Annotated in this window: 22 protein-coding genes and 1 riboswitch; of the genes, 2 read left to right on the forward strand and 20 right to left on the reverse strand. The window is 44.6% G+C overall.

All coding sequences use genetic code 11. The annotated features are described in order from the left end of the window. Nucleotides 1-78: 78 nt before the first annotated feature. The 9 genes from MHI30_RS12065 to MHI30_RS12105 form a co-directional block, all read right to left on the reverse strand. A complete protein-coding gene (locus MHI30_RS12065) occupies nt 79-1,044 on the reverse strand; it encodes a YpdA family putative bacillithiol disulfide reductase (RefSeq protein WP_011198076.1) in 966 nt (321 codons plus the stop codon). 89 nt (nt 1,045-1,133) lie between these two features. Beyond that, entirely contained in the window at nt 1,134-2,408 is a 1,275-nt protein-coding gene (locus MHI30_RS12070) for a Glu/Leu/Phe/Val dehydrogenase (RefSeq protein ID WP_003183047.1), read from the reverse strand. A gap of 195 nt (nt 2,409-2,603) precedes the next feature. Continuing rightward, nucleotides 2,604-3,188, reverse strand: coding sequence for a genetic competence negative regulator (locus MHI30_RS12075; protein WP_003183050.1), 585 nt, complete (start codon nt 3,186-3,188; stop codon nt 2,604-2,606). A 153-nt stretch (nt 3,189-3,341) separates the two neighbouring features. Then, on the reverse strand, nt 3,342-4,127 hold the full coding sequence (locus tag MHI30_RS12080) for a metallophosphoesterase (protein WP_009327990.1): 786 nt from the start codon (nt 4,125-4,127) through the stop codon (nt 3,342-3,344). A 78-nt stretch (nt 4,128-4,205) separates the two neighbouring features. Next, nucleotides 4,206-4,649 carry a YpbF family protein gene (locus MHI30_RS12085; protein WP_011198077.1) on the reverse strand — a complete coding sequence of 148 codons (444 nt, stop codon included), beginning with the start codon at nt 4,647-4,649 and terminating at the stop codon, nt 4,206-4,208. Between the two features lie 67 nt (nt 4,650-4,716). Next, a complete protein-coding gene (locus MHI30_RS12090; protein ID WP_011198078.1) occupies nt 4,717-5,496 on the reverse strand; it encodes a LysM peptidoglycan-binding domain-containing protein in 780 nt (259 codons plus the stop codon). Continuing rightward, the gene (locus tag MHI30_RS12095; protein WP_003183057.1) at nt 5,438-6,082 is read right to left on the reverse strand and encodes a CPBP family intramembrane glutamic endopeptidase; all 645 of its coding nucleotides are present in this window, start codon (nt 6,080-6,082) and stop codon (nt 5,438-5,440) included. Before MHI30_RS12095 ends, MHI30_RS12090 begins: the two co-directional genes overlap by 59 nt. Continuing rightward, nucleotides 6,076-7,572, reverse strand: coding sequence for an ATP-dependent DNA helicase RecQ (locus tag MHI30_RS12100; protein ID WP_003183060.1), 1,497 nt, complete (start codon nt 7,570-7,572; stop codon nt 6,076-6,078). Before MHI30_RS12100 ends, MHI30_RS12095 begins: the two co-directional genes overlap by 7 nt. Next, entirely contained in the window at nt 7,565-8,623 is a 1,059-nt protein-coding gene (locus tag MHI30_RS12105) for a helix-turn-helix domain-containing protein (protein WP_003183062.1), read from the reverse strand. The genes MHI30_RS12100 and MHI30_RS12105 overlap by 8 nt, the downstream gene beginning before the upstream one ends. A 263-nt stretch (nt 8,624-8,886) precedes the next feature. Here MHI30_RS12105 and MHI30_RS12110 point away from each other — a divergent pair, with 263 nt between their 5' ends. Next, nucleotides 8,887-9,135: a ferredoxin gene (locus MHI30_RS12110; RefSeq protein ID WP_003183064.1), complete on the forward strand. Its 249-nt coding sequence runs from the start codon at nt 8,887-8,889 to the stop codon at nt 9,133-9,135. 153 nt (nt 9,136-9,288) lie between these two features. Here the strand turns inward: MHI30_RS12110 and MHI30_RS12115 are convergent, their stop codons facing one another. After that, complete coding sequence (locus tag MHI30_RS12115; protein ID WP_003183066.1) at nt 9,289-9,867, reverse strand: ECF transporter S component; 579 nt, start codon at nt 9,865-9,867, stop codon at nt 9,289-9,291. 155 nt (nt 9,868-10,022) lie between these two features. Beyond that, a riboswitch (FMN riboswitch) is annotated at nt 10,023-10,156 on the reverse strand. 253 nt (nt 10,157-10,409) lie between these two features. On the opposite strand from MHI30_RS12115, the gene serA reads away from it, so the two are divergent. Next, nucleotides 10,410-11,987, forward strand: a complete 1,578-nt coding sequence (serA, locus tag MHI30_RS12120) for a phosphoglycerate dehydrogenase (protein WP_009327988.1) — start codon at nt 10,410-10,412, stop codon at nt 11,985-11,987. Nucleotides 11,988-12,035: 48 nt separating this feature from the next. On the opposite strand, the gene MHI30_RS12125 is transcribed toward serA, so the two are convergent. From MHI30_RS12125 to MHI30_RS12170, 10 genes are all read right to left on the reverse strand, one after another. Further along, nucleotides 12,036-12,860 carry a M23 family metallopeptidase gene (locus MHI30_RS12125; protein WP_003183070.1) on the reverse strand — a complete coding sequence of 275 codons (825 nt, stop codon included), beginning with the start codon at nt 12,858-12,860 and terminating at the stop codon, nt 12,036-12,038. Between the two features lie 124 nt (nt 12,861-12,984). Then, nucleotides 12,985-14,091 carry a GerMN domain-containing protein gene (locus MHI30_RS12130; protein WP_009327984.1) on the reverse strand — a complete coding sequence of 369 codons (1,107 nt, stop codon included), beginning with the start codon at nt 14,089-14,091 and terminating at the stop codon, nt 12,985-12,987. After that, the gene (gene sigX / locus MHI30_RS12135; RefSeq protein WP_003183073.1) at nt 14,027-14,611 is read right to left on the reverse strand and encodes an RNA polymerase sigma factor SigX; all 585 of its coding nucleotides are present in this window, start codon (nt 14,609-14,611) and stop codon (nt 14,027-14,029) included. Before sigX ends, MHI30_RS12130 begins: the two co-directional genes overlap by 65 nt. Before the next feature lie 274 nt (nt 14,612-14,885). Continuing rightward, nucleotides 14,886-15,800 (reverse strand): LCP family protein, encoded by a 915-nt coding sequence (locus MHI30_RS12140; RefSeq protein ID WP_003183074.1) that lies wholly within the window; start codon nt 15,798-15,800, stop codon nt 14,886-14,888. 34 nt (nt 15,801-15,834) lie between these two features. Next, nucleotides 15,835-16,665, reverse strand: a complete 831-nt coding sequence (locus MHI30_RS12145; RefSeq protein ID WP_003183075.1) for a polysaccharide deacetylase family protein — start codon at nt 16,663-16,665, stop codon at nt 15,835-15,837. Between the two features lie 331 nt (nt 16,666-16,996). Further along, nucleotides 16,997-18,130, reverse strand: coding sequence for a WD40 repeat domain-containing protein (locus MHI30_RS12150; RefSeq protein ID WP_016885961.1), 1,134 nt, complete (start codon nt 18,128-18,130; stop codon nt 16,997-16,999). Then, nucleotides 18,127-19,578, reverse strand: coding sequence for a HAMP domain-containing sensor histidine kinase (locus MHI30_RS12155; protein WP_003183078.1), 1,452 nt, complete (start codon nt 19,576-19,578; stop codon nt 18,127-18,129). Before MHI30_RS12155 ends, MHI30_RS12150 begins: the two co-directional genes overlap by 4 nt. A 3-nt stretch (nt 19,579-19,581) precedes the next feature. Further along, nucleotides 19,582-20,283: a response regulator transcription factor gene (locus MHI30_RS12160; RefSeq protein WP_003183080.1), complete on the reverse strand. Its 702-nt coding sequence runs from the start codon at nt 20,281-20,283 to the stop codon at nt 19,582-19,584. 452 nt (nt 20,284-20,735) lie between these two features. Then, entirely contained in the window at nt 20,736-22,517 is a 1,782-nt protein-coding gene (locus tag MHI30_RS12165) for an ATP-binding protein (RefSeq protein WP_003183082.1), read from the reverse strand. Further along, nucleotides 22,514-23,236, reverse strand: coding sequence for a response regulator transcription factor (locus MHI30_RS12170; protein ID WP_003183084.1), 723 nt, complete (start codon nt 23,234-23,236; stop codon nt 22,514-22,516). Before MHI30_RS12170 ends, MHI30_RS12165 begins: the two co-directional genes overlap by 4 nt. Nucleotides 23,237-23,298: the final 62 nt, after the last annotated feature.

The following is a 23,298-nucleotide window of genomic DNA, read 5'->3' on the forward strand; positions in this document are numbered from 1 at the left end:
TGCCGATAAAAAAGAGAGCACATCTATATATAGAATATGCTCTCTTTTGCCTGATACAAATCATAAAACATCCGGTTTTTATATCCGTTTAGCAATTTCAGCTGCGATTAAGCCGCCGTGAAAACGGCCGTTTTCAATAAAGATTTCATTTGCGTTGTTCCCGGCCGCAATAACGCCGGCGATAAAGATGCCTTCTTCGTTCGTCTCCATCGTTTCTTCATTAAAGAAAGGACGGCCCGACTCTGCGTCGATTTTGACTCCCATTTTTTGAAGAAAGCTATGATCTGGATGATAGCCGGTCATGGCAAATACAAAATCATTTTTGATCCTGGTTTCTTTTCCGTCGACAGAAAAAATCAGCTCGTCTTCCGTAATTTCTTTGACGACCGCCCGGAATTCCATTCTGATTTTTCCGTGCTTGACAAGCGAAAGGAATTCCGGAAGGATCCACGGTTTGATGCTGGAGGAATATTCGTTCCCTCTGTACAATACGGTCACTCTTGCGCCCGCCTTAACGAGCTCCATTGCCGCGTCGACGCTTGAGTTTTTGCCCCCGATAACTGCAACATCTTTATCAAAGTACGGATGAGCCTCTTTAAAATAATGAAATACTTTTGGAAGGTCTTCTCCCGGTACATTCATATAGTTCGGATTGTCATAATATCCCGTTGCGACAATGCAAAAAGAAGACAAATACGTGTCCTTTGATGTTTCCACGATAAATTGGTTATTCTCTGTTTTTGTTACGGATTGAACTTTCTCAAACGCGTTGATCCGTAGATTTTTTCGTTTGGCGACTTCCCTGTAATAAGAAAGCGCCTGATTTCTGACCGGCTTGTGATTTTCAGTAATAAAAGCCACATCGCCAATCTCCAGTTTTTCGCTTGAGCTGAAAAAGGTTTGGTGAGTAGGATATTGATAAATGCTGTTGACGATGTTTCCTTTCTCAATGACGAGTGCATCTATTCCGATCTCTTGCATGTGAATAGCTGCTGAAAGCCCGCAGGGGCCGCCGCCGATAATGATCACTTTTTCTTCTTTCATGTTCCGTTCATCTCCTGTCATATCCGGCAAATCAAAAAATCTCCTATTTTATGATAGGAGATTTTTTGGGTTGTTGCAAATGTTTGAGCCTATATCCAGCCTCTGAAGCGGGATGCTTCCGCCATCTTGCGGACGCCCACCATATAGGCTGCAAGCCTCATGTCAATTCTGCGGTTGTGCGCCATTTCATAAATGTTGTTGAACGATTTGACCATCATTTTTTCCAAACGTTCTTCAACTTCTTCTTCAGTCCAGTAGAATCCCTGGTTGTTTTGCACCCACTCAAAATAGGATACCGTTACACCGCCGGCGCTTGCCAGCACGTCCGGTACAAGAAGAATGTCGCGGTCGGAAAGAATTTTCGTCGCTTCGAGCGTCGTCGGGCCGTTGGCAGCTTCGACAACGATTTTCGCCTTGATGTTATGGGCGTTTTCCGCGGTAATTTGATTTTCTATGGCAGCCGGCACAAGAATGTCGCACTCCAGCTCCAGCAGTTCTTTGTTTGTAATGGTGTCATTAAACAGCTTTGTGACCGTTCCGAAGCTGTCTCGGCGGTCAAGCAGGTAATCGATGTCAAGCCCTTCAGGATCGTACAGGCCGCCGTATGCATCAGAAATGCCGACAACCTTTGCACCTGCGTCATACATGAATTTCGCAAGGTAGCTTCCCGCATTTCCGAACCCCTGCACGACGACAGAAGCTCCCTCAATGTCGATGTTTTTCTTTTTCGCCGCCTCTTTAATGCAGATTGTAACCCCTTTTGCTGTCGCAGATTCTCTGCCGTGAGAACCACCTAAAACGAGCGGTTTGCCGGTAATGAAGCCCGGCGAGTTGAATTCGTCGATTCTTGAATATTCGTCCATCATCCATGCCATGATTTGAGAATTGGTAAATACATCGGGAGCCGGTACGTCTTTTGTCGGTCCGACAATTTGGCTGATCGCCCGAACGTACCCTCTGCTTAAACGTTCCAGTTCAGGAAAGGACATATCCCGCGGATCACAGATGATCCCGCCCTTTCCGCCTCCATATGGAAGGTCGATGATGCCGCATTTCAGACTCATCCAAATAGAAAGCGCTTTAACTTCTTTTTCTGTAACTCCCGGATGAAAACGGATGCCGCCTTTTGTCGGCCCTACTGCATCATTGTGCTGGGCTCGGTAGCCCGTGAAAATCTTAACAGATCCATCGTCCATGCGAACCGGAATTTTCACCGTTAAAAAACGAATCGGTTCTTTTAGTAATTCATACACCTCTTCAGGATATCCCAATTTTTCAAGCGCCTTATGTATCACCGTTTGCGTTGATTTCAAAACGTCATGTGTGTTTTCTTCAGTATGACCGGTGTTTTGATCGGCTACCATTATAAGTTAACCTCCTAAAGTCTTTCTGGCATGTTGTCCTTTCAGAGAATAGTATACACCCTTGCACTAATCATGCAAAGAACAATCAACCATTTTTCGTGAAAATATTCAAGAAAAATCATTTTTGTTATATTCTTATTTTCGGCAGAAAAAAACTGCTGTTTAACACAGCAGAATATCTTTTTTGAATGCGGGCTATTTAAAGTATGTCTGAATGGTCTGAACGGCATTGTTCTCCATGATTTTCTTTCCGTATTCCTGAAGCCTGTAAATCGTTAAAGTCGTCGGATTCCCATATTCGGCTAAAATCGAAATCACGCCGTCAACCTCAAGGGAGTCAAAATCGTCGAGACTTAAGAAATACCTGCCCTCATAGTGGTAGACTGTCCCGCCTTGAATACCGATGCGGTCCAGATTTTTGGAAAGTTCAATCAGATGCTCAAACGTTTGAAATTCATATATAATGTCAACACTTTCGCCAAGTTTGACTTGCATTTCAATATAGTCCTCATCATACTCATTATCGTCTTCATCTGTTTCCTGATTTTTTGTGACAATGATGACCATTCCTTGTGCTTGAAGAGAATACACTTCAACAGCGATTGGGCCATTCGCTTCGAACCCGAGCTCTGTATTCGCTTCGTTCATCATGTCCTTAAACAGCTGCTGAACTTTAAATGAGTCTTTCCAAAGGTCTTCTTTCGTCAGCCCCCGGTCTGTCAGATCGTCAAGTGTCAGAAAGATTTTGATCTTATTATAATTTAGACGCTCAAGCCGCATAACGTTCCCTCCTGCCTCTTCTTGCACACATCATATATCTTATTATATGGAGATGATGAGTCATAGGTTCTTAATTTTGATACCAGTTTACACTGTGTTTGAGAGGAAGACAAGCACAATGCCGCCTTTTCGTTTTTTTTCAGTGAAAAAGCATCAGTTTCCTTCCATACGGGGGCCCGGAACCAGATTGATCAGATGGGTTTCCGGCCTCGCTCCGAGCCGCAGAGGAAGCTTCGACGTTCCATAGCCGTTGCTGATCAAGTACGGAGCCTTGAAAACAGTGCCGGTTCCTCCGATTTCACAGAGCCCGAATCTGCCGAAGCGAATCTGTCCTCCGTGGGTATGACCGCTCAATATCAGGTCAATACCGTCCGCCTCCTGTATTTGATGATGAATCTCCGGATTATGTGACACAAGGACAGTCGGAAAACCCGGCTGCACGCCGCCGAGAGCTGCCGGGTAATCATCCAATTCGAGTCTGATGTCATCCACTCCGCAAATATTGACAGTTTGTCCTTGATGGTCATGCAATACCGAAGCATTGCGCAAAGGCGTTACACCGTATGTCTTGAATATTTCCAGCAGCCTTTCCTGATCAACTTCATAATCGTTATTTCCCCATACAAAATACGTTTTTCCCAAACTTGAAAGCCTTTTGATATTTTCTTCAATTCTCGTATAAGGGACGCCGCCCTCTGCTAAGTCGCCGCCGATGATGACGAGCTGAACCCCGCGTTCTTTCACTTCACAAATAATGTCTTCGCTGACTGTCCGCCTATGAATATCTGAAATAAAAAAGACATTCAATTCCTTTTTCAGGCGCCCGAGTGAAAATTCAGCCTTCAACACCCGGTTTTCGCGCGCGATGGCTGACATTTTCCACACTAAAGCAGCAAGGCCGATGAAAGCGGCCGAAGCCAGACTGAGCCAATAGATCATGTGCATTCTCCAATCTGTTTTGTTTATGATAAGACGGCTTGATGCAAAAAGACGTTTCTTTTAACAAGAAAACGTCTTTTATTTGCTTTCGAAATAAAGATTAATGTCATACTGCTGTTTCATGATCTTAAAAACCGTTTCCCTTGATTTCCACTCTTCAGGCTGGGGCCATAGATCCGTGCTTTTCTGAATAATCTCGCATCTCAGCTTATGATATTCCCCTTCTGCTTTTTCTTCCTTCTTTTTAAAATAGTAAGCGGTGCTGTATGCAAAAGCGGCCGACAAGATCCACAGCAGATAGACGGAGTCATTCAGCAAGCCGGAAAGGAAGCCGTTTTGCCCAATCCCCTTTGACGCTGCAAACACACAAAACGAAACCGCGCATATCGCCGCCACCGCCTGCCACCTGAATGTCTGTCTGGCATAGTTTTCGTACTTTTTCTTCCTTTTAATTAAGGCGCGGAGCATTTGTTTCGTCGGTTCGTCCGTAAAACGGTCCAGCTCTTCAAGCTCGCTTCCCACAGTCCTCACACCTTGTCCTATTTGTTAGTACAATGTATATGTATTCGCGGGCAAAATCATGCCACTGTTAATAAATCGGGATATCCAGGACCTGGCCGGCGTAGACATTGTTGCCTGATAATTGATTGTAGTTGCGGATTTTTTCCTCTCCTGACCGGTTCTTATAATATTTCATCGAAATCCGGAAAAGCGTCTCTTTTTCGCCAACCGTGTGCTTCAGCACCTTTTTGGGCTGCGGTGCTTGCTGAACTGGCGGCGTTTGAGGCGCGTTTGCCGTTTTCTTCTCTTGTTCCGCAGGCTGCTTCGATGCGGCGGGCTTCTTTGCAGCGACAGGCTGCTCATCTGCTTTTTTTGCCTCTTTAGGCCGCTCTTTTTGCTTTTGCTCGTCTTTTTTTGACGGTTCATCCTCTTTATTTTCCGGCTGTTTGCTCTCTTTCAGCTTTTCTTCTTGAAGGGCGGCGGCTGTATGCTGCGAAGCCGCCTTTTGATCCGCTTCTTGTTCACCGTTTTGATTTTCATTCGTCATTCCCGTTTCACCTTTGTTTTCATAAAACACATTATCATATTGATCAGGGTCGGTATCGCCTCCTTGATTCAGCATGTACATGAACACCACGAAGACGATGATCGGAATGAAAACAAACATGACTGCAAGAGACGTGAATAGTGGATTTCTGTCTTTATTCTTTTTTTTGCTGGACTTCTTTTTTTTATGATAAGTCCGTCTGGAAGGAATCTCCTCATCAAGTGTCTCCAGTTCAACAGCCGCGGCCGCCTCCCGGTTCATTTCAGCGCTGGCCTTCTCCTGTTCCCTCTTCTTCCTCTCTATTCTTGACATCTCCGTCATGTGAACTCCTCCTTACGTGTTGAAAACGAATCTGGCACGCAAATACAACATCGATCAAAAAATGTGCCGTGACAGGAACAAATAAATTCCCTGTCCGTTCAAAGCTCAATCCGAGCAAAAAGCTGATGGACACCACCATTACAAACAGCAGCCATTTTTTTAAATAACGAAAATGCAATATCGCGAAAATAATGCTCGCCGCCCAGAGACCGAAATGCGTCTGGATAACGCCCCTGAACAATATTTCCTCTGCAAATGCAATGAAAAGGGTAAGAATCACGATATGCGGATACGAGCGTTCACGAAAGAGCTTTTCATTTATCCCTTCATCGTCATACATATGCTTGGGAGCCCATTTCATCACCATCAGGTCGGCGATGATCACGAGAGCCGCGAGCGGCGCCCCGTACTTCAGGATGCTCAAGTCCGATGGATTCCAAAGCGATAGAAAAGCGTCTGCATCATCAAATAAAAAGATGCCCATCAATAATGCGGTAAAAAGCATCAGCGTCTGGGAAAAATAGAGCTGTTTCAGCATTTCCCCGTCTGACAGGCGACGTATGATTTCCGACTGTTTTTTCAGCATACACGATCACAGCTGGCGGCAAATATGGTATCCAATTCTTCTTCCCACGCTGTCAATTTGTTCATAGACGGACGGTCTCCTTTGACTTCGTATGCTTCAAGACTTAAACCGCAGGATGTGCAGCACGCTGTTTCATCCGTTTTCGGCGGCTTTTTTTGTTCATTAAAATAAGCGAGCAAGCTTTCCCTGAAACACCCTTCTGTTTCGGTGACGGCGGCGAATCCCGCCGCTTTTTTCAATTTGAGCTGCCTGCGGCTGTCCATCTCCCTCTGAATGACCGCCCGGCCATCGCCGCCCAGATGATGCACCTTCTCATAAAGATGGAGAAAATGGCGGGCTTGCGTTTCCGATAAACCGGCCAGCTGCAGAGCTTCCCGCCGGCAGCGTTCATCTTTCACTCCTGCAAGCTTTTCGTATAAAAAGCCGATATCGCTTTGGGAGAGGGCTTCCATTTGAATCAGCTGCTCCTGGATTTCCTCGTCTCCCGGAGCCTTCAGCAAAATGCTGACGCTCCGCTTTCCATCCCTGCCGGCACGTCCGATTTCCTGCAGATACGCCTCAATCGTCTGCGGGAGGCTAAAGTGGATCACATATCTGATATCCGGCTTGTCCACTCCCATACCGAAGGCGTTTGTACAGCAGACCACATCAAGCTGATTGCGGATAAACTGCTGCTGGATCAGCATCCTGTCGCTTGCCTCCATCCCGCCATGATAAAATCCCGTTCTCAAGTTTGCTTCTTTACGGAGCTTGTCAGCCAGTTCTTCAGCCCATTTTCTCGTCGGGCAATAAACAAGGCCAGGACCTTGCAGCTTTTGAACCAGCCCTGTCAGCCGCTCCGTCTTCTCAGCAGTATCCCTCAGCTTTTCAATATGAAGCGCAATGTTCGGACGGTCGACCGAATGAATCAAATAATTGGCGGCTTTAAGCCCCAGGATTTCCGAAATGTCCTTTAATGTCGCTTCGGTTGCCGTTGCTGTAAGCGCCAGAGTGACGGGATGACCGAGGAGCGCCTTGATGTCTCCAAGCTTCGAATAATCAGGCCTGAAATCATGCCCCCATTGTGAGATGCAGTGGGCTTCATCAACGACAAAAAGGCTGACATTGAGCAATTGAAGCTTTTTCAGCATTTGGCCGGACTGAAGCGCTTCTGGTGAAATGTACAGATATTTGAGGCGGTGAAGCCGGTTTAATACGTCATTTTTTTCTTGGTGTGTCAAAGCGCTGTTCAAGGCGGCAGCTCTCTTCTCTCCGCGCATCTTCAATTGCTGCACCTGGTCTTCCATTAAAGACAAAAGCGGCGAGACGATCAGGACGGTGCCGTCTAACAAAAGCCCTGGGAGCTGATAGCACAGCGATTTCCCGCCTCCTGTCGGAAGCATCGCCACCGTGTCCCGTCCCTCCAGCACGCTTTTGATGATCGTTTCCTGGCCTTTTTTAAAAGCATGATAACCAAAATACCTGCGGAGCGCCTGATGAAGTTTATCCATTCCTGATCACCGTTTTCGACAGGGCCAGGCGGATTTTAAAATAACTGTATCGGCCGCCGAGTCCCTCTTTAATTTGTCTGATTTTATTGGTTTGGTTCGCTATCGCATAATCGGCAATAATTTTCTGTTCCTCTTTCGACACGTACTGATCGATGGAAAAAGACGGATCATGAATGGCGATTTCCACAATGTGATCCTCGATCGTCGCCAATTTCAGCTTTCTAATTTTTGCGATCCGGTCTATTGTATACCCTTCTTTTATAAGAAAGAGCGTTTTTCTCGTCGATTGTGTCAGACCATCATTCAAAGGAATGTCATGAATGAGCGTTTGAAAAAGCGGACTTTCACCATTTTGGGCGGATTGAATAAAATGGTGCAGAACATCCCAAAACAGTGCATATATGTACCACTCATCAAGGTTCATTTTTTCGGAAAGCTGTCTAAATGTATAGCCCGCTTTTGTTCTGGATGTCAGGGAGTGAACAAAAATAGCGGCCTGTTCATCATGATTTAAAACAGACAGCTTCTCTTTCAGCTCTTGGTGAAACTGGGCCGCTGTTTCAGCAGCATTCCGGTTTCTTAAATACTGTTTAACCCAGTTCTGAATCTGATAATCTTTTACGATCGGCAAATACACGCGTTCGCGGTAAAGCTTGTTGGAGAGCACTTGGATCAAAAGCGACATCCTTGCCCACATCACTTTGGCTGCCGCCTGATAATAGCCGCCGTGAAAATGGCGGGGCCACGGATAAAGGGCAAAAAAGCCGGCAAGTTCCGCTTCTCCTTTTTCGGTGACGGTGTAAGCGCCGCTTTCCGCTTTTTCTCTGACCAAAGACTCCTGCTTCAATCGTTGAACGCTGGCTGCCACCTGCTCTCTCGACAGAGCCGAACAAAAGCCGAAGTATTTTGAAACGGCAAATAAACCGGCGTCCTGTATCGTCTGTGACGACCTTTTTCCTTTTAATAAATGATAGACCGCGCTTGGAGAACGCTCACCCTTCATGGATGACAGAATGTCAAGCACAATCGCGTCAAAAAAATGAACCGGCATATCATCACCTGCAATCTTCCGGCAACATTCGATCATTTCTTCCTTTTATTTTAACAGATTTTGCGGAGAAATCGACGTTTAAACTCATATAAAAGGGGTATGTTAGCAGTAGAACCCTTGTGTGATAAGCATTCTCAATATTTTTGAGTTGAAATGTAAGATTAACACCATTACAATAAGGAATGGGAATAGGTTTCATATCGGATAGATAGAGGGTTAAACCATTTGTTCCAACGAAGAACAATCTGGGAGGTTTTTTATTCATGCCAAAATATACAATTGTAGACAAAGATACGTGCATCGCATGCGGAGCTTGTGGTGCTGCGGCTCCTGATATTTATGATTACGACGATGAGGGAATCGCATTTGTCACCCTTGACGACAATCAGGGTGTCGTCGAAGTCCCTGACGTCTTAGAAGAAGACATGATGGACGCGTTTGAAGGCTGTCCTACAGATTCGATCAAAGTTGCGGATGAGCCGTTCGAAGGCGACCCGCTTAAACACGAATAAAGCCAAAAAACATCCGGTGCACAAAGTGCCGGATGTTTTTTTATGAGATAAGCACGGCTTTACCAACAAGCAAAAAGAAGCCGGCTAAAGACATCCGGCTTCTTCTGCAGCTGACAATATCCGGGAACATGCACCCGATATTGTCATGTTTATTTATTTGGCCATGCGGACGTTTTCCTTCAGCCGCGGTTTCAGCGAAAGGAAAATCGGCGTGGACACGAGGGCCACAGCGATGCCTTTAATGAAATTAAAAGGCAGGATTCCGGCCAGAACTGTTGTCTTGAGCGCCTCTCCAGTCAGCGCTGGAGCATTTAAAAACCAAGTGTAGGCAGGCAGAAACAGCAGATAATTTAAAATGCTCATCGAAACGGCCATCACAAGCGTCCCTGCGAAAAGAGCTGTGACAAACCCTTTGGCAGAACTTGATTTTTTCAGCAGTACAGCTGCCGGCAGGATAAACAATGTTCCGGCAATGAAGTTAGCCGCCTGATCAATCGGAACGCCCGAGGCGCTTCCTGCAATAAAGTAATTCAGCACGTTTTTGATCGCTTCAACGGCAATCCCGGCTCCCGGACCGTACAAAATAACAGCGAGCAATGCCGGGATATCACTGAAATCGATTTTTAAATACGGGAATGCCCCCAGGATCGGAAAGCTCAGCATCATTAAAATAAATGCGATGCTGCTCAGCATGCTGATAGAGACGAGACGTCTCACCTTGTTGTGTTTCATTTTGTCACTCTCTCCTTTTCGATCACATCTCACGAAAAGAGGAATGGTTCTTTCCCCTGTCCTAAACAAAAAACCCGCTTTATTGAAAAAGCGGGGCTGTTTTACAGACAGGTCAAATAAACGTTTGAAAATGTTCATTTCAAAACGCGCGGAACCTCCATCTTCTCCCATCCAGACTATACTGTCGGCTTCGGAATCGCACCGAATCCTGCCCATAAAAAGGCTCGCGGGCTTAGAGCGTTTGCTCATCACCGCCGGTAGGGAATTTCACCCTGCCCCGAAGATTGATCTTATTTATTTTTAATACTGATATTATTATAAATTAATTGTGAAAAAATGTACAGGTGCAAAGCTTATTGCGCTGTTTTGGGACATCCTGCACGATATTTCGGTAAACTCACTTTTTCCGCACACTAAAAACCGCACATTCACAGTTATTTCATTTTTAATTTTCGTCTTTCCGCGTGAAACTCATTGACACTCTTTATGGAATATGGTAAATTATCAGATATTTATGACGCTTATTTAGGAGGAAATCTTACATGTTTCGAGTATTGGTCTCAGATAAAATGTCCAGCGACGGCCTCAAACCATTAATGGAAGCAGATTTTATTGAAATTGTAGAAAAGAATGTTGCGGAAGCGGAAGACGAGCTTCATACGTTTGACGCGCTCTTGGTGCGGAGCGCCACGAAGGTAACCGAAGAGCTGTTTAAAAAGATGACTTCGCTGAAAATCGTCGCCAGAGCAGGTGTCGGCGTCGACAATATCGATATTGACGAGGCGACAAAACACGGTGTTATCGTCGTAAACGCGCCAAACGGGAATACAATTTCAACCGCTGAACATACCTTTGCAATGTTTTCAGCGTTAATGAGACATATTCCGCAGGCAAACATCTCCGTGAAATCAAGGGAGTGGAATCGTTCGGCTTACGTCGGTTCAGAGCTTTACGGAAAAACGCTCGGCATCATCGGAATGGGCCGCATCGGAAGCGAAATCGCGAGCCGCGCAAAAGCATTCGGTATGACCGTTCATGTATTTGACCCGTTCCTGACCCAAGAAAGGGCAAGCAAGCTCGGCGTTAACGCGAACAGCTTTGAAGAAGTTCTGGCATGCGCCGACATCATTACGGTTCATACCCCGCTCACGAAAGAAACGAAGGGACTTTTGAACAAAGAAACCATCGCAAAAACGAAAAAAGGCGTTCGTCTCGTTAACTGTGCAAGAGGCGGCATCATCGATGAAGCAGCGCTTTTGGAAGCTCTGGAAAGCGGACATGTCGCTGGCGCTGCCTTGGATGTATTCGAAGTCGAGCCTCCGGTCGATTCAAAACTGATCGATCATCCGCTTGTAGTCGCGACTCCTCACTTAGGCGCCTCAACAAAAGAAGCCCAGCTGAATGTCGCTGCACAAGTGTCCGAAGAAGTCCTTCAGTATGCGCAAGGAAACCCTGTGATGTCCGCGATCAACCTTCCGGCCATGACAAAGGATTCATTCGAAAAAATCCAGCCTTATCATCAGTTTGCCAATACGATCGGAAACCTTGTGTCTCAGTGCATGAATGAGCCTGTTCAAGATGTAGCCATCCAATATGAAGGCTCCATCGCCAAACTTGAAACGTCATTTATTACGAAAAGCCTTTTGGCCGGATTTCTGAAGCCGAGGGTCGCGGCTACCGTTAACGAAGTGAATGCCGGCACCGTTGCGAAAGAGCGCGGCATCAGCTTCAGCGAAAAAATTTCTTCCAATGAGTCAGGCTATGAAAACTGCATCTCTGTGACTGTCACGGGAGATGTAACAACATTCTCTTTAAGAGCGACGTACATTCCGCACTTCGGCGGACGCATCGTTGCCTTAAACGGCTTTGATATTGATTTTTATCCGGCTGGACACCTTGTCTACATTCACCACCAGGATAAACCAGGGGCTATCGGCCATGTCGGACGAATTTTAGGAGACCATGACATCAATATCGCCACTATGCAGGTAGGCCGAAAAGAAAAAGGCGGAGAAGCGATCATGATGCTTTCCTTTGACCGCCACCTTGAGGACGATATTTTAGCTGAGCTGAAAAACATCCCGGATATCGTGTCTGTTAAAGCCATCGACCTTCCTTAAACAGAAGCTGCGGAACCTGAAAAGAATTCCTTTCAGGTTCCGTTTTTTTTAGGAATTCTCCCTGATCTCAAGCATCTGGCGGGGATAAATCCGCTCTCCTTTCAAATCGTTCCATTCTTTGAGGCGCTGTACAGTTACGCCCATTTTTTCGGCGATATGATGAAGCGTATCCCCTTTCCGCACTACATATGTACCGGTCTTCGATTCATCGTCATGAAGGCGGAGTGTTTGGCCGGCCTTGAGATTTGAATGTTTCAACCCGTTTATTCTCATGATCTCCTCGATGGATATACCGCTATCCTTGCTGATTCTCCAGAGCGTGTCCCCTTTTTGAACGGTCACCGCACCGCTCATTGTCCCGGCGTTTTGATGAACGTGGATAGAATTTTGCCGGAACGCCTCCTCACGAAGCACCGTCAGCGGATTGATTGCATATCTTTTATCTTCAGTCCATGAACCGTGATGCATTTCAAAATGCAGGTGGGTTCCGGTCGATATTCCCGTATTGCCGATGATTCCGATTTGCTCGCCTTTTTTCACCCGCTCCTTTTCCTTTTTCAGGCGTTTGCTTAAGTGGGCATAAACGGTTTCATATCCGTTGTCATGTTTAATAAATATCACTTGGCCGTAGGAGTCGGATTGATACGATTTGCTTATCGTTCCGTCTGCGGCTGCCGCTACTGCTTCCCCTTCGGGAGCAGCGATGTCAAGCCCCTTATGCTTTCCGCCTCTCGTACCGAATTGATCTGTGATCTCTCCTTTAATCGGTTCAATCCACTCTGAGGCTTCCGCCCCCGGGGCATTGACGAAAAGCGCCAATCCCGAAAGCCATGCGATCGCGAACAGGAAGTTTTGATGTCTGAGTTTCTTCAAGGTTTTCCATATCCTCCTATTACATGCATCTTCGGTAAAATTGCCCCCTATTCGGAGACAGCTTAGTATACTTCCAAATCAATACAATTTATACATTAAAAAAAGACTCCGCACAGGGAGTCTTTTAGTTTTCTATCGTCATCGGATTCGGTGCGTACGGAACCTGTACAGATTTCGACAGGTCATAGGCGCCGACCTTGGTTATGGATGCGTTTTTAAATTTCACTTTTGTGAAGCCGAAATCTTTCGCGGTCAATAGAAGGCCTTCCACCATCAAGACATCTTCGGGTTTATTCTCAATATTCGCGGAGGAAGAAAATTGAATGATCAGTTCTTTTCCATTCTTTTGAATATCTTCAATCGGCGTATCATCGGATAAAATGGGTTTTAAATGAGTGCCGCTTTCTTCGTTTTTCATCATCTTAATCGCTTCCTGCACCGATTCGTAAGATTCGCTTGAAGGTGCAAGGAACCGGCGCCCGTCTGAGCTTTCATATAAATAGTAGCATTTTTGCGTCTGGTGCATAATCGCCATATCGGCGAGCATTCCGAATGTTTCAAATTCAACACCCGATTTATCATTGGAAATAAACAGAACAGAATCATACGATCCCCATTTAAAGGTTTCGTTGATCACATTTTTCAGCCGTTCGAAATCTTCGACTGATAGCTCCGGTATTTTCTCATCAACTTGAATCTTCAGTTTTTTATTGTTTTTCTGCTCTTTGAACTTCACCTTATCAAGGTAAGCTGTGTCAAATGATGTAAACTGGTCCACTCCAAGCCGGCTGTAAGCGTGAAGCGCATCTTCAAGATTTGTCATGCCAGTGCTTTTCTCGAGGCTTACCGGGACAACGACAGACTTGGACTCGTCAAGGAAAGCGAAGGTGATATAGTCGTCTTTTTGATTCTGTGAGACGACAAACGTATTTGCAGGTTCAGACTTGGCAGCATCAGCCTCCGTCTGCACCAATTTTCCGTCAGAAGAAATGTTGGCGTCGGCGCTGTTTTGAGATCTGATCTGTTCGATTAACTGGGGAGTGATCAGCATCAGAAGAAAGAGAACCAAAACTGTAGCAGCAAATGCGCCGACCCGTTTTTTCGGTGATTTACGCTTTGGTGCGAGAATCAGCTTTTGATAGATCTGATTTGCCGAACGATTATCCTTAACCGTTGGAAGTTGGCTTAGTAACGCCTTCAGCCGTTCTTCGTTCCATTCTGACTTCTTCATTCTTTGGATCCTCCTTCAAAAGCTCCATCTGTTTACGAAGCACTTTCAGACCGCGGTGCTGAGTGGTTTTTACCTTGCTTTCGGAAAAATTCAAGGCTTTTGCTGTTTCACTGATCGAATATCCTTGAATAAAACGCAAGACGATAACTGATCTTTGGTCAAGCGTACACTTGTCTAGGGCCTCGAAAATTTCCTTTAGGTTTTCATTTTGCATCACGATGTCCTCAGGCAGAGGCTTGCGGTCTTTTACATCTTGTTTCTCCCAGTCAAACGTCCCCAAAATCCGCTGGCGGATCGTCTGCTGCTTTCTGAACCAGTCGATCGCAACGTGCCGCGCAATCGAAAGAAGCCAGGTTTTTTCGCTGCTCCTGCCTTCAAATGTTTCGTAAGAATGCAGGACGCGGATGTATACTTCCTGAACTAAGTCTTCCGCCTGATTTTTGTCTTTTACCATATAAAATAAAAACTGAAATAAATCCTGATGATACTGATCATATATTTTCTGAAAGGTTTCTTCCACCTGAAACCCCTCCGTTCAATTTATTGTCGTTTGTCAATCTTAAAAGGTTACATTACAACTATTACAACTATATTACGAACATATGAAAATGGAAAGGGGGTTTTGCGAAAGTTAAGCTTAATTTTAACTTAACAAGCACAAAAGCACCCGTTCTAAATGAACAGGTGCCAAGGTTATAGGAGCCCACATTTTCACTAAGCTGTGCCCTTACAAGGCTTTCGTTCTCCTGACCGGAGCGTTGCGGATCCGCTGAAATGAACTGATTTCAATCCGTTTATGACTTTAAGTCCAATTGTTGGCGAAGCTTTTTGGAAATCTCCATTCTCTTTTCGTCAGTCACTAGGTGATACCATAAGCCGTCAACTTTTTTGTCTTCACCTTCAATTTCTACCTGCTTAATATCTTTAGCAGCTTCTTTATAAGAACTTTGAATATCGATCATCTTGTCCAGTGTTAAGTTTGTTTTGATGTTTTTTTCTAATGCTGCCAAAATCTCCTGATAGTTTGTTAATGATTTTAATTGTGCACCTTCATGAATAATTTCGTTGATAATCTCACGCTGACGCTCTTGACGCCCAAAATCACCGCGGGGATCGTCTTTTCTCATCCGGGCATATGTCAATGCTGTTTTGCCGTCAAGATGCTGCTTCCCTTTTGACAGATGCACGCCTTCAAGGGTGAAATCAATCCGATTATCCACCGTTACTCCGCCAATCGCATCTACTATATCTTTAAACCCATCCATATTGATTTTGATATAATAATTGATTGGAATGTTCAAAAATTGTTCTACAGTTTCAACGGTTCCTTCAATTCCGCCATACGTATAAGCCGAATTCATTTTCGAAAATTTATTTTTTGATTTGATAAACACCCTTGTATCACGCGGAATACTGGTCATTGTCGTTTTCTTTGTCTTCGGGTTAACAGTCATTACAATCATAGAATCCGGGCGTCCTTTATCACCGGGGCGCTCATCTATCCCCAATAAAAGAATGGATATAGGATCGTGCGGAGCAGTATCCTTCTGCTCGGCATCCCGATGAAGAGGTTCGTACATTCCATTTATTGATTTGGCGACTGTACGGTAAATCCCGTATGACACCACACTGCCGATCGTTATCACTAGCGCGAGGACAAACAATATCACATTTTTCATCTTTAGTTTTCCTTTTCTCATTTTTACCATAGTATCCCTTCCTTGTTGATGCATCTCATATTTTTTAATTCCATCTGAAATGAACCGGTTTTATCGAATCATGAATGGGCTTCATTTCATATCCGTTTTCTTGGAAGTATTTCAATAGTTTCTCTAAATGGGCCGCAGTTGTCGGTTTTTCATGCATCAATACAACTAGCGGCTCAACACCGGAAAGGTTATTGACTTGCTGAATCACATTATTCACGAATTGACCGTTTGTATTTGCAGATTTCCAGTCCTCTGAATCAACAGTCCAGTCCCAAAGGTTAAAATGGTCGCGCTTAATGACTTCTTGAAATGGACCGGTGATATAGGGCTTTGATCCGTAAGGCGATCTGATCAAATGTGTGTCAACGTTGGTCGTTTCTTTGATGGCTTTAAGCGTATCATTCATTTCTGCCGCGAAGCTTTCAGGAGATTTATAGATTTTCGATACTTGATGCGTCACTCCGTGAGAGCCGACAGAATGGCCGTTTTCAACCATTTTCTTCACAATATCGGGATTTTGTTCAATATTCGGTTTTAACATGAAAAATGTAGCTTTCGCATGATACTTATCGAGCAAACTTAAGATTTTATCTGAAGCCGCAGGATTCGGACCGTCATCAAATGACAAATAGACGACCTTTCCGATTTCCGGCGCTGTTTGCTTACTTTCTTTTTTCTCTGCTTTATGTTTGCCTCCCGGCACCGATGCTGAAGCCGCGGAATTTTCTTTTATCGGTTCCTGCTTTGGGCCGGCAAGCGCATTCCAAGAAATGCATAACAAAGTCACACCGAATACAATCAACATACCTAGCACTAATTTTCCTAGTGCGCTCAATTTATGATCTTCTTTTGGTGAATTTGACACTTTTTCCAACTCCTTAGACTTTAATTAACAATCACTAGGTTTCTTTTAAACTCGTCACTCACAAGTGACAATTTTTTAAGCTGCTATTTTTGAAGACAAAGTTCTATAAGAAGGATGCTCTTTAAATATAAGAGGAAGATATCGCAGAAGTTCGACCAACTTGTAAACAAAATGTCACAAAAAGAAGAAAAACATCATTTTTTGAGGAATGATAATCAGGCTAATTACCCTGCAAAAAAAGTGAAAGAAGTCTTTACAAAAGAAAAACCTTATTTCGGTTAAATGCCGAAATAAGGTTTTTTTGCCTGATATTAAAGTGGAGAACGAACAATTATTTAAATGTGATGATATAAGCTTGCTCTTCTAAAAATCGCACGGATGCACTCTCCATGGCAGGGTACTGGTATTGAGCGTTAACAAGCAGGCTGTTGCCGTCCGGACTCCAAAATATTTCCGAAGGGATGGTGCCGTGGTATATCGGTTCTTCATAGAGGATATTTTTCCCCTGAAGCTTACCTGCATAGATATTGTCTTCATCCTTTAAAGAGTAAGCGATTTTCTTAAAGTCGTTTGAGAATTTAAAAACAGTTACTTTATCGAGCAGAGCAGAAAGCTCTCCGTTTCTGCGATCATATTCGCACAGGGTTTCCCCGGTGTCCAGGAATACAAATTGATCATTGTTTAACCAAACAGGCCCGCCGCGGCTGTCCAGACGCTTGTCCTCGATTTTAATGCGGCTGCCGTCAATGGTTCCCATTCTGATCCCGTACTCGTCGGAACGCTGCAACACGGTAAACAGCAAATCTCGTCCATTATCGGAGATGTTAACTCCGGTAAGCGAATCCTTCTCCGCAAAATCATTCAATGAATACGTTTTAAGCGTTCCGGAAGCCGTATCATAAACACGAAGGCCGGTCTCATCCCCCTGCCCGACATCTAAAACAAGATAGCAAACGTATCTGCTATTATTTGACCATGAAACATCTTGGACATAGACCTCATTGCTGGCGGAGGTGCTGGCGATTTCTGTTTTTTTCCCGCTCGCCGGCGAAAACAGCTGCATTGATGCCTTACTTAATGACAAAGTGACTCCGGCGATACGCTTTCCGTCTGGAGACATTTTTAGGTTGGACGTGTTGCTTTCAATGCCTTTTACGATTTCAGCTTTTTCATAGGGGGAGGAAAGGCGCTGAAGACTGTGCGCTGTACGTTCGGATGTCCCTTCTCCCTTGAAAAAACCGACAACGGAATCCGGTGAAGACCACCCGAGCAGCTGCCCGACTTTTGGAAGACGATAGATCGTATTGACTTGAAAAGGGCGGGTCTTCTGGTCATAGATATGATTTTCTTCCCCGCTTGGGATAATAATCGTTTCCGATCTTTTTCCGACATTATAACTGGACACGATAATGATCAGAAACAGCAGCACTCCTGCCCATATAATAAACGGTTTGTTTTTCATCATTTCTCAACCTTTGCGTAAGCTAATTCAACTTGAATCACTGTGTGGTTTTCTTTGTAGAACATCTCGATTGTTCCTCCGTGTTCGTCAACAATTGTTTTCACAATGCTTAATCCCAAACCTACACTTCCTTCTTCCTTAATCTTCTGATTGACTGAATAAAAAGGTTGGAACATTTTGGTGTGTTGGTCATTTTCCAATGGATCGCTTGGATTCTTGAATGTAAAAAGAATGTTTTCTCCAACGATTTCGGCCTTAATGATGATTTCCGAATGAGATAAGCTGTATTTGATGGCGTTGTCCAGCAGATTGATAAAAAGCTGGCGCAGCCTGCTCACCTCACCAAGAACGTACAGGCCATCTTCAATGTCACAGGTGATCCTTTTCTTATACCGTTCTGCCCGAAATTTCATCGACTCGCAAACATCTTTTAAAATTTCGCCTGCGTCGATCCTGTCAAATTGAGCACTCTTGGACGTTTCCCGGGATACTTCAAGAAGCTTGATCACCAAATTATGCAGGCGCCGGCTTTCTTCGACAATGTGGTTCATTCCTTTATCAAAAAATTTCCGGTCCGCTTCCCCTTTATCTTTTATGATCTCAGCATATCCTTGGATGGAAGTCAGAGGTGTTTTCAGCTCATGCGTCATATTATCAAAAAACCGTTTTTCTTGTTCGTTAAGTTCTTTTAGACGGTCGCGATCCCTTTCGATGGTTAAAATTTGTTCCCGAATCCTGCTGATCATATCGTTAAAGTTGACGGCAAGCTGGCCAATCTCATCTTTTCTATTAAAGTGGATATCCATATCCAGCTTACCCTTCTTGACTTGTGAGGTGGCATCTGTCAGCTTGACGAGCGGAATCGTGATATGTCTGGACAGGATATAGGAGAAAAGGAACGCCGCCACAAATATTGCAAGCGCGATATAAAAAACAATATCCAGAATCTCTCCGCTCTGCTTATACAGCAGGTCGAAATTTTTCGAAAAGCGTAATATGCCTACTTTTGTGCCTTCAATGACAACCGGATATGAGAAAAACACTTTTGCTTTATTCCGGTTATAGGTGATATGATAGGCAGTCTTTCCTTTGATCGCCTGTTGAAGATCTTCATCACTCCCTCTGGAAAACACCTTCTGATCAGAAGAAGACAACAATGCGCCATCTACTGTATAAACACCGACATTGCTTCCTGTGGAGTGATTTAAATTATCTACCATTTCATCGGCCATATCACCGAAATAAAGTTCATTGTTTTTATAGTGATTGATTAAAAATGCTTGGTTTACATAGACGGTACTGTTTTTTTTCAGTTCGACTAAATCCGATGTTACAATTTTTTCGTTACTCGACCAAATGACGTTCTTAACCGTGTGATTGAGCACAAGGAAAGAGAGAGAAAAAATCAGAAAAAAGCCAACAATAAACTTGCCCTTGATGGTCCGTAACACTCTCTACTCCTCCTGCTTCTCGAATTTATATCCGATGCCGAACACTGTTTTAATCAAGTCGCTTGCATCAAGCTTTTTGCGGAGTCTTTGAATATGGGTATCGACTGTACGGGTGTCACCGAAAAAATCGTATCCCCAGATGAATTCCAAAAGCTCTGAACGGGTAAAAACTTTTCCCCGATGGTCAACCAAAGTCATTAGCAGATCATATTCTTTTGGAGTTAATTCGACGGCTGCCCCGTCTTTTTTCACCAGTCTTTCGCCCGGAACGATCACAATATTTTTAAACCGGATCTCATCCACTTTTTCCGTTTCCCGTTCGTTCACATGATGGGCTTGTTCCAGACGCCGAAGGATCGTGCGTATTCTCGCGACAACTTCGCGCAGATCAAACGGCTTTGTAATATAGTCATCGGCCCCGAATTCCAACCCCAGTATTTTATCCGTGATATCTGATTTTGCGGTAATCATCAGTATTGGAATATTACAGCTTTCGGTCACTTTTTTGCAAATATCCAATCCGCTGCAGTCCGGCAGCATCCAATCGAGGAGCAGAAGGTCAGGTTTGAACTGATCTAGTTTCCTCATTCCTGAAGAACCGTTATTGACCGTGCACGTTTCAAAGCCTTCGGACGTCAGCCCGTATGAAAGCAAATCAGCAATTGCTTCATCATCTTCAATAATCAGTATTTTTGTTTTTTCCATCAGTCATCACTCATTCCCTGTTTCATGCTTATTTTATCTAAAAAATCTCTTTTGTTTCTCGCATCCTTCTATAGAGATTATACATAAATCCAAACCAAAGTCTTCATTTGACAGCCCTTCAGTCATCCCACTCTTATTGGGAATGGCTGGCGGACTTTAGTGTGTGCAGTAAAAAGCGAACCGCCTTGTATAGATTACCAGAACGGGAGCGGCCATTTCCATATGCGGTTTTCACTATGATAAAGTTTGCGGTTGTCCTAAATTCTTCTTTCATCTCCTCTTAGACGCTCATCTGTCTTCCTGAAATTCTCACTCTTTCATCGGCTACAAAGGCATAAACGTTTAAGGATATACAGAAATTTTACAAATTGGATACATTTTGCCCTCAAATAACTGAGCACCTGTTCTGTATGAACAGGTGCTCTTTGTTTCGTATGGAACAAGATTCTTCGTCAAATTTGGCCATCATCCTGCTTATTTCTTGGAATGTAGAACGTGAAGGAAGTACCTTCGTTCAGCATGCTGTGGACGGTGATCGATCCGTTGTGTGCATCGACGATGTTTTTGACGATCGCAAGCCCGAGGCCAGTCCCGCCTTTTCCTCTCGTCCTTGCTTTATCGGCCTTATAAAAGCGTTCAAAAATAAACGGCAGATCCTCTTCGGGAATCCCGCTGCCGGAGTCTTTCACGGCAATCTTCAGCCCGCTTTCAGCAGACTGCACATCGACATGAACGGTGCCCCCGGCATTTGTATGGCGGATCGCGTTGTCAATCAGGTTGGTTAAAACCTGCTCCATTTTGTCCGGATCAAACACAAATTTTGCTTCATGCAGATCAAGATTGTGAGAAAGCGTAATATTTTTGTCCCCGGCCACTCCGTAAAACTTTCTGAACACTCTCTCAAAAAACTCGCGGAGCTCCACCGGTTCAACGTTTAAGGAAATATGCCCCGCCTCCATTCTGGCAAGGTCCAGCAAATCATTCACAAGCCTTCCCATTCTTAAAGACTCGTCATAGATGACCTGGGCGATTTCCTTTTTTTCTTCCTCAGAGCTTGCGATGTCGTCAACGATCGCTTCACTGTACCCTTGAAGCATCGAAATCGGTGTTCTCAGCTCATGGCTGACATTGGCGATAAAATCTTTTCTCAGCTTATCAAGCCGTCTTTCCTCCGTCATATCCCTCAACACGGCAACCGCTCCGCGTACATGGGACTGATTGTACAGCGGACTCATGAGCAGCACCCATGTTCTGCCTTGCAGGGTCATTTCAATCATCTGCTCTTTCTCCGTGCTGACGGTGTTTTGAAAAAGCTCTCGCGCTTCGGGAGGCAGTTCATGGCCTTCTTTTACATTCATGTTCTGCTCATAATACCAAGCCTGTAAAAAGCGTTCAGCCGGAGGGTTTGTCACAAGGATTGTCCCGTCGATATTAATGGTGATCACGCCGTCGGCCATACTGCTTAAGATATTCGACAAATGCTCCTTTTCCTGATTGAGTGCCGTAATGTGAAACTTCAGCTGGCGCCCCATTTGGTTAAAGGCAATCGCCAGCTCGCCGATTTCATCCTGGGTCAGAATCGGAATCTTCGTATCAAACTTCCCTTTCGCCAAGTCCTGGGCACCCTGCCGCATTTTTCTGAGCGGGTAGGTAATCCGGCTTGAGAGGAAGAAAGCGAAAATCGTCGTTAACACAATCGCAATCGCAGCGGCAAAGAGGATATACCTCGTCGTATGCTGTGTCGTATCCTTGACGGCAAGAAGCGATTGAGAAAGAAACACCATGCCTTCATCTTCGCCTTTCCCGTAGGGTACGCCGACAATCAGCTGATCGTTCTTTTGATTGGAGATAACCGTCCTCTTCTGCACTTTTTGATGCTTGCGAAGCGCTTCGTTCAGATCTGGATCGTTTTTAATATCTTTTAATGTGATGGAAGCCACTTTTTGATGTTCCCGCGGTGAATACCAATATTCATTCTCATTTTTGATGACGGCGATGCTCGTCAGTTCATCGGCAAGCTCCCATGTAATCGATCTGGCTGTCTCCTGGTCTTTATGGTTTTCCATGATGACGGCCACCTTGCTGGCGAGCTTTGTCAAATCAGCTTCCGCTTCATCTACATGGTAGTTTTCAATAAACTCGAGCAGAAAGAACGTAAGGATAAATAAGACAAATGAAACCAAAAGCAGTATGGTAAACCACAGTTTACCGACTACGCTCTTCCAAAACTTCATTCGTTTCCGACCTCAAATTTATACCCGACGCCCCATACTGTTACGATTTTTTTCGCAGCTTTCGGCGAGACTTTGTTCAATTTTTCACGTAAACGTTTAACATGGGTATCGACCGTTCTCAAGTCGCCGAAAAACTCGTATTGCCATACTTCCTTCAGCAGCTTTTCACGATCGTATACTTTATCAGGGGTTTTGGCCAGAAAGTAAAGCAGTTCGTATTCTTTCGGCGTCAGGCTGACTTCCGTTCCGTCCGCCATGACTCTGTGAGCATCGTGATCAATGGATAAGTGAGAAAAAACAAGCACATTTTTTGCCGTTGTATCCGTATTCAGGTAAGAGGTTTGCGATGATCTTCTTAGGAGCGCCTTGACTCTCAGCACCACTTCCCTCGGACTGAAAGGTTTCACAATGTAGTCATCGGTTCCGACTTCAAAGCCCTGCACCCGGTTCGCTTCTTCGCCTTTCGCCGTCAGCATGATGATCGGAGTGGCTTTTTTATCGCGTACTTGGCGGCATACTTCAATGCCGTCGGTTCCCGGCATCATCAAATCGAGCAGGATTAAATCGTAATCGTTGCCGAGGGCTTTGTCGATGGCTTCATCGCCATTCTCGGCTTCTTCGATCTTGTAGTTTTCCCTTTCAAGGTACATTTTTAAAAGTCGTCTGATTCTTGCCTCATCATCTACTACTAATATTTTTGTCTCTTTCGTCTGTTCCATCGTAAACCTCCTGATTTGAATCTTCTTACATTCATTTTATTAGAAAAGCGATTGTAAGCCAA

This window comes from Bacillus sp. FSL L8-0528, from assembly GCF_038593085.1.
In the GTDB taxonomy this organism is placed as follows: domain Bacteria; phylum Bacillota; class Bacilli; order Bacillales; family Bacillaceae; genus Bacillus; species Bacillus paralicheniformis.

Coding starts and splice junctions, on each gene's coding strand:
- MHI30_RS12065 (WP_011198076.1), bottom strand. CDS start 1,044: ATGAAAGAAGAAAAAGTGATCATTATCGGCGGCGGCCCCTGCGGGCTT.
- MHI30_RS12070 (WP_003183047.1), bottom strand. CDS start 2,408: ATGGTAGCCGATCAAAACACCGGTCATACTGAAGAAAACACACATGAC.
- MHI30_RS12075 (WP_003183050.1), bottom strand. CDS start 3,188: ATGCGGCTTGAGCGTCTAAATTATAATAAGATCAAAATCTTTCTGACA.
- MHI30_RS12080 (WP_009327990.1), bottom strand. CDS start 4,127: ATGATCTATTGGCTCAGTCTGGCTTCGGCCGCTTTCATCGGCCTTGCT.
- MHI30_RS12090 (WP_011198078.1), bottom strand. CDS start 5,496: ATGACGGAGATGTCAAGAATAGAGAGGAAGAAGAGGGAACAGGAGAAG.
- MHI30_RS12095 (WP_003183057.1), bottom strand. CDS start 6,082: ATGCTGAAAAAACAGTCGGAAATCATACGTCGCCTGTCAGACGGGGAA.
- MHI30_RS12100 (WP_003183060.1), bottom strand. CDS start 7,572: ATGGATAAACTTCATCAGGCGCTCCGCAGGTATTTTGGTTATCATGCT.
- MHI30_RS12105 (WP_003183062.1), bottom strand. CDS start 8,623: ATGCCGGTTCATTTTTTTGACGCGATTGTGCTTGACATTCTGTCATCC.
- MHI30_RS12110 (WP_003183064.1), top strand. CDS start 8,887: ATGCCAAAATATACAATTGTAGACAAAGATACGTGCATCGCATGCGGA.
- MHI30_RS12115 (WP_003183066.1), bottom strand. CDS start 9,867: ATGAAACACAACAAGGTGAGACGTCTCGTCTCTATCAGCATGCTGAGC.
- serA (WP_009327988.1), top strand. CDS start 10,410: ATGTTTCGAGTATTGGTCTCAGATAAAATGTCCAGCGACGGCCTCAAA.
- MHI30_RS12130 (WP_009327984.1), bottom strand. CDS start 14,091: ATGAAGAAGTCAGAATGGAACGAAGAACGGCTGAAGGCGTTACTAAGC.
- MHI30_RS12140 (WP_003183074.1), bottom strand. CDS start 15,800: ATGGTAAAAATGAGAAAAGGAAAACTAAAGATGAAAAATGTGATATTG.
- MHI30_RS12150 (WP_016885961.1), bottom strand. CDS start 18,130: ATGATGAAAAACAAACCGTTTATTATATGGGCAGGAGTGCTGCTGTTT.
- MHI30_RS12160 (WP_003183080.1), bottom strand. CDS start 20,283: ATGGAAAAAACAAAAATACTGATTATTGAAGATGATGAAGCAATTGCT.
- MHI30_RS12165 (WP_003183082.1), bottom strand. CDS start 22,517: ATGAAGTTTTGGAAGAGCGTAGTCGGTAAACTGTGGTTTACCATACTG.
- MHI30_RS12170 (WP_003183084.1), bottom strand. CDS start 23,236: ATGGAACAGACGAAAGAGACAAAAATATTAGTAGTAGATGATGAGGCA.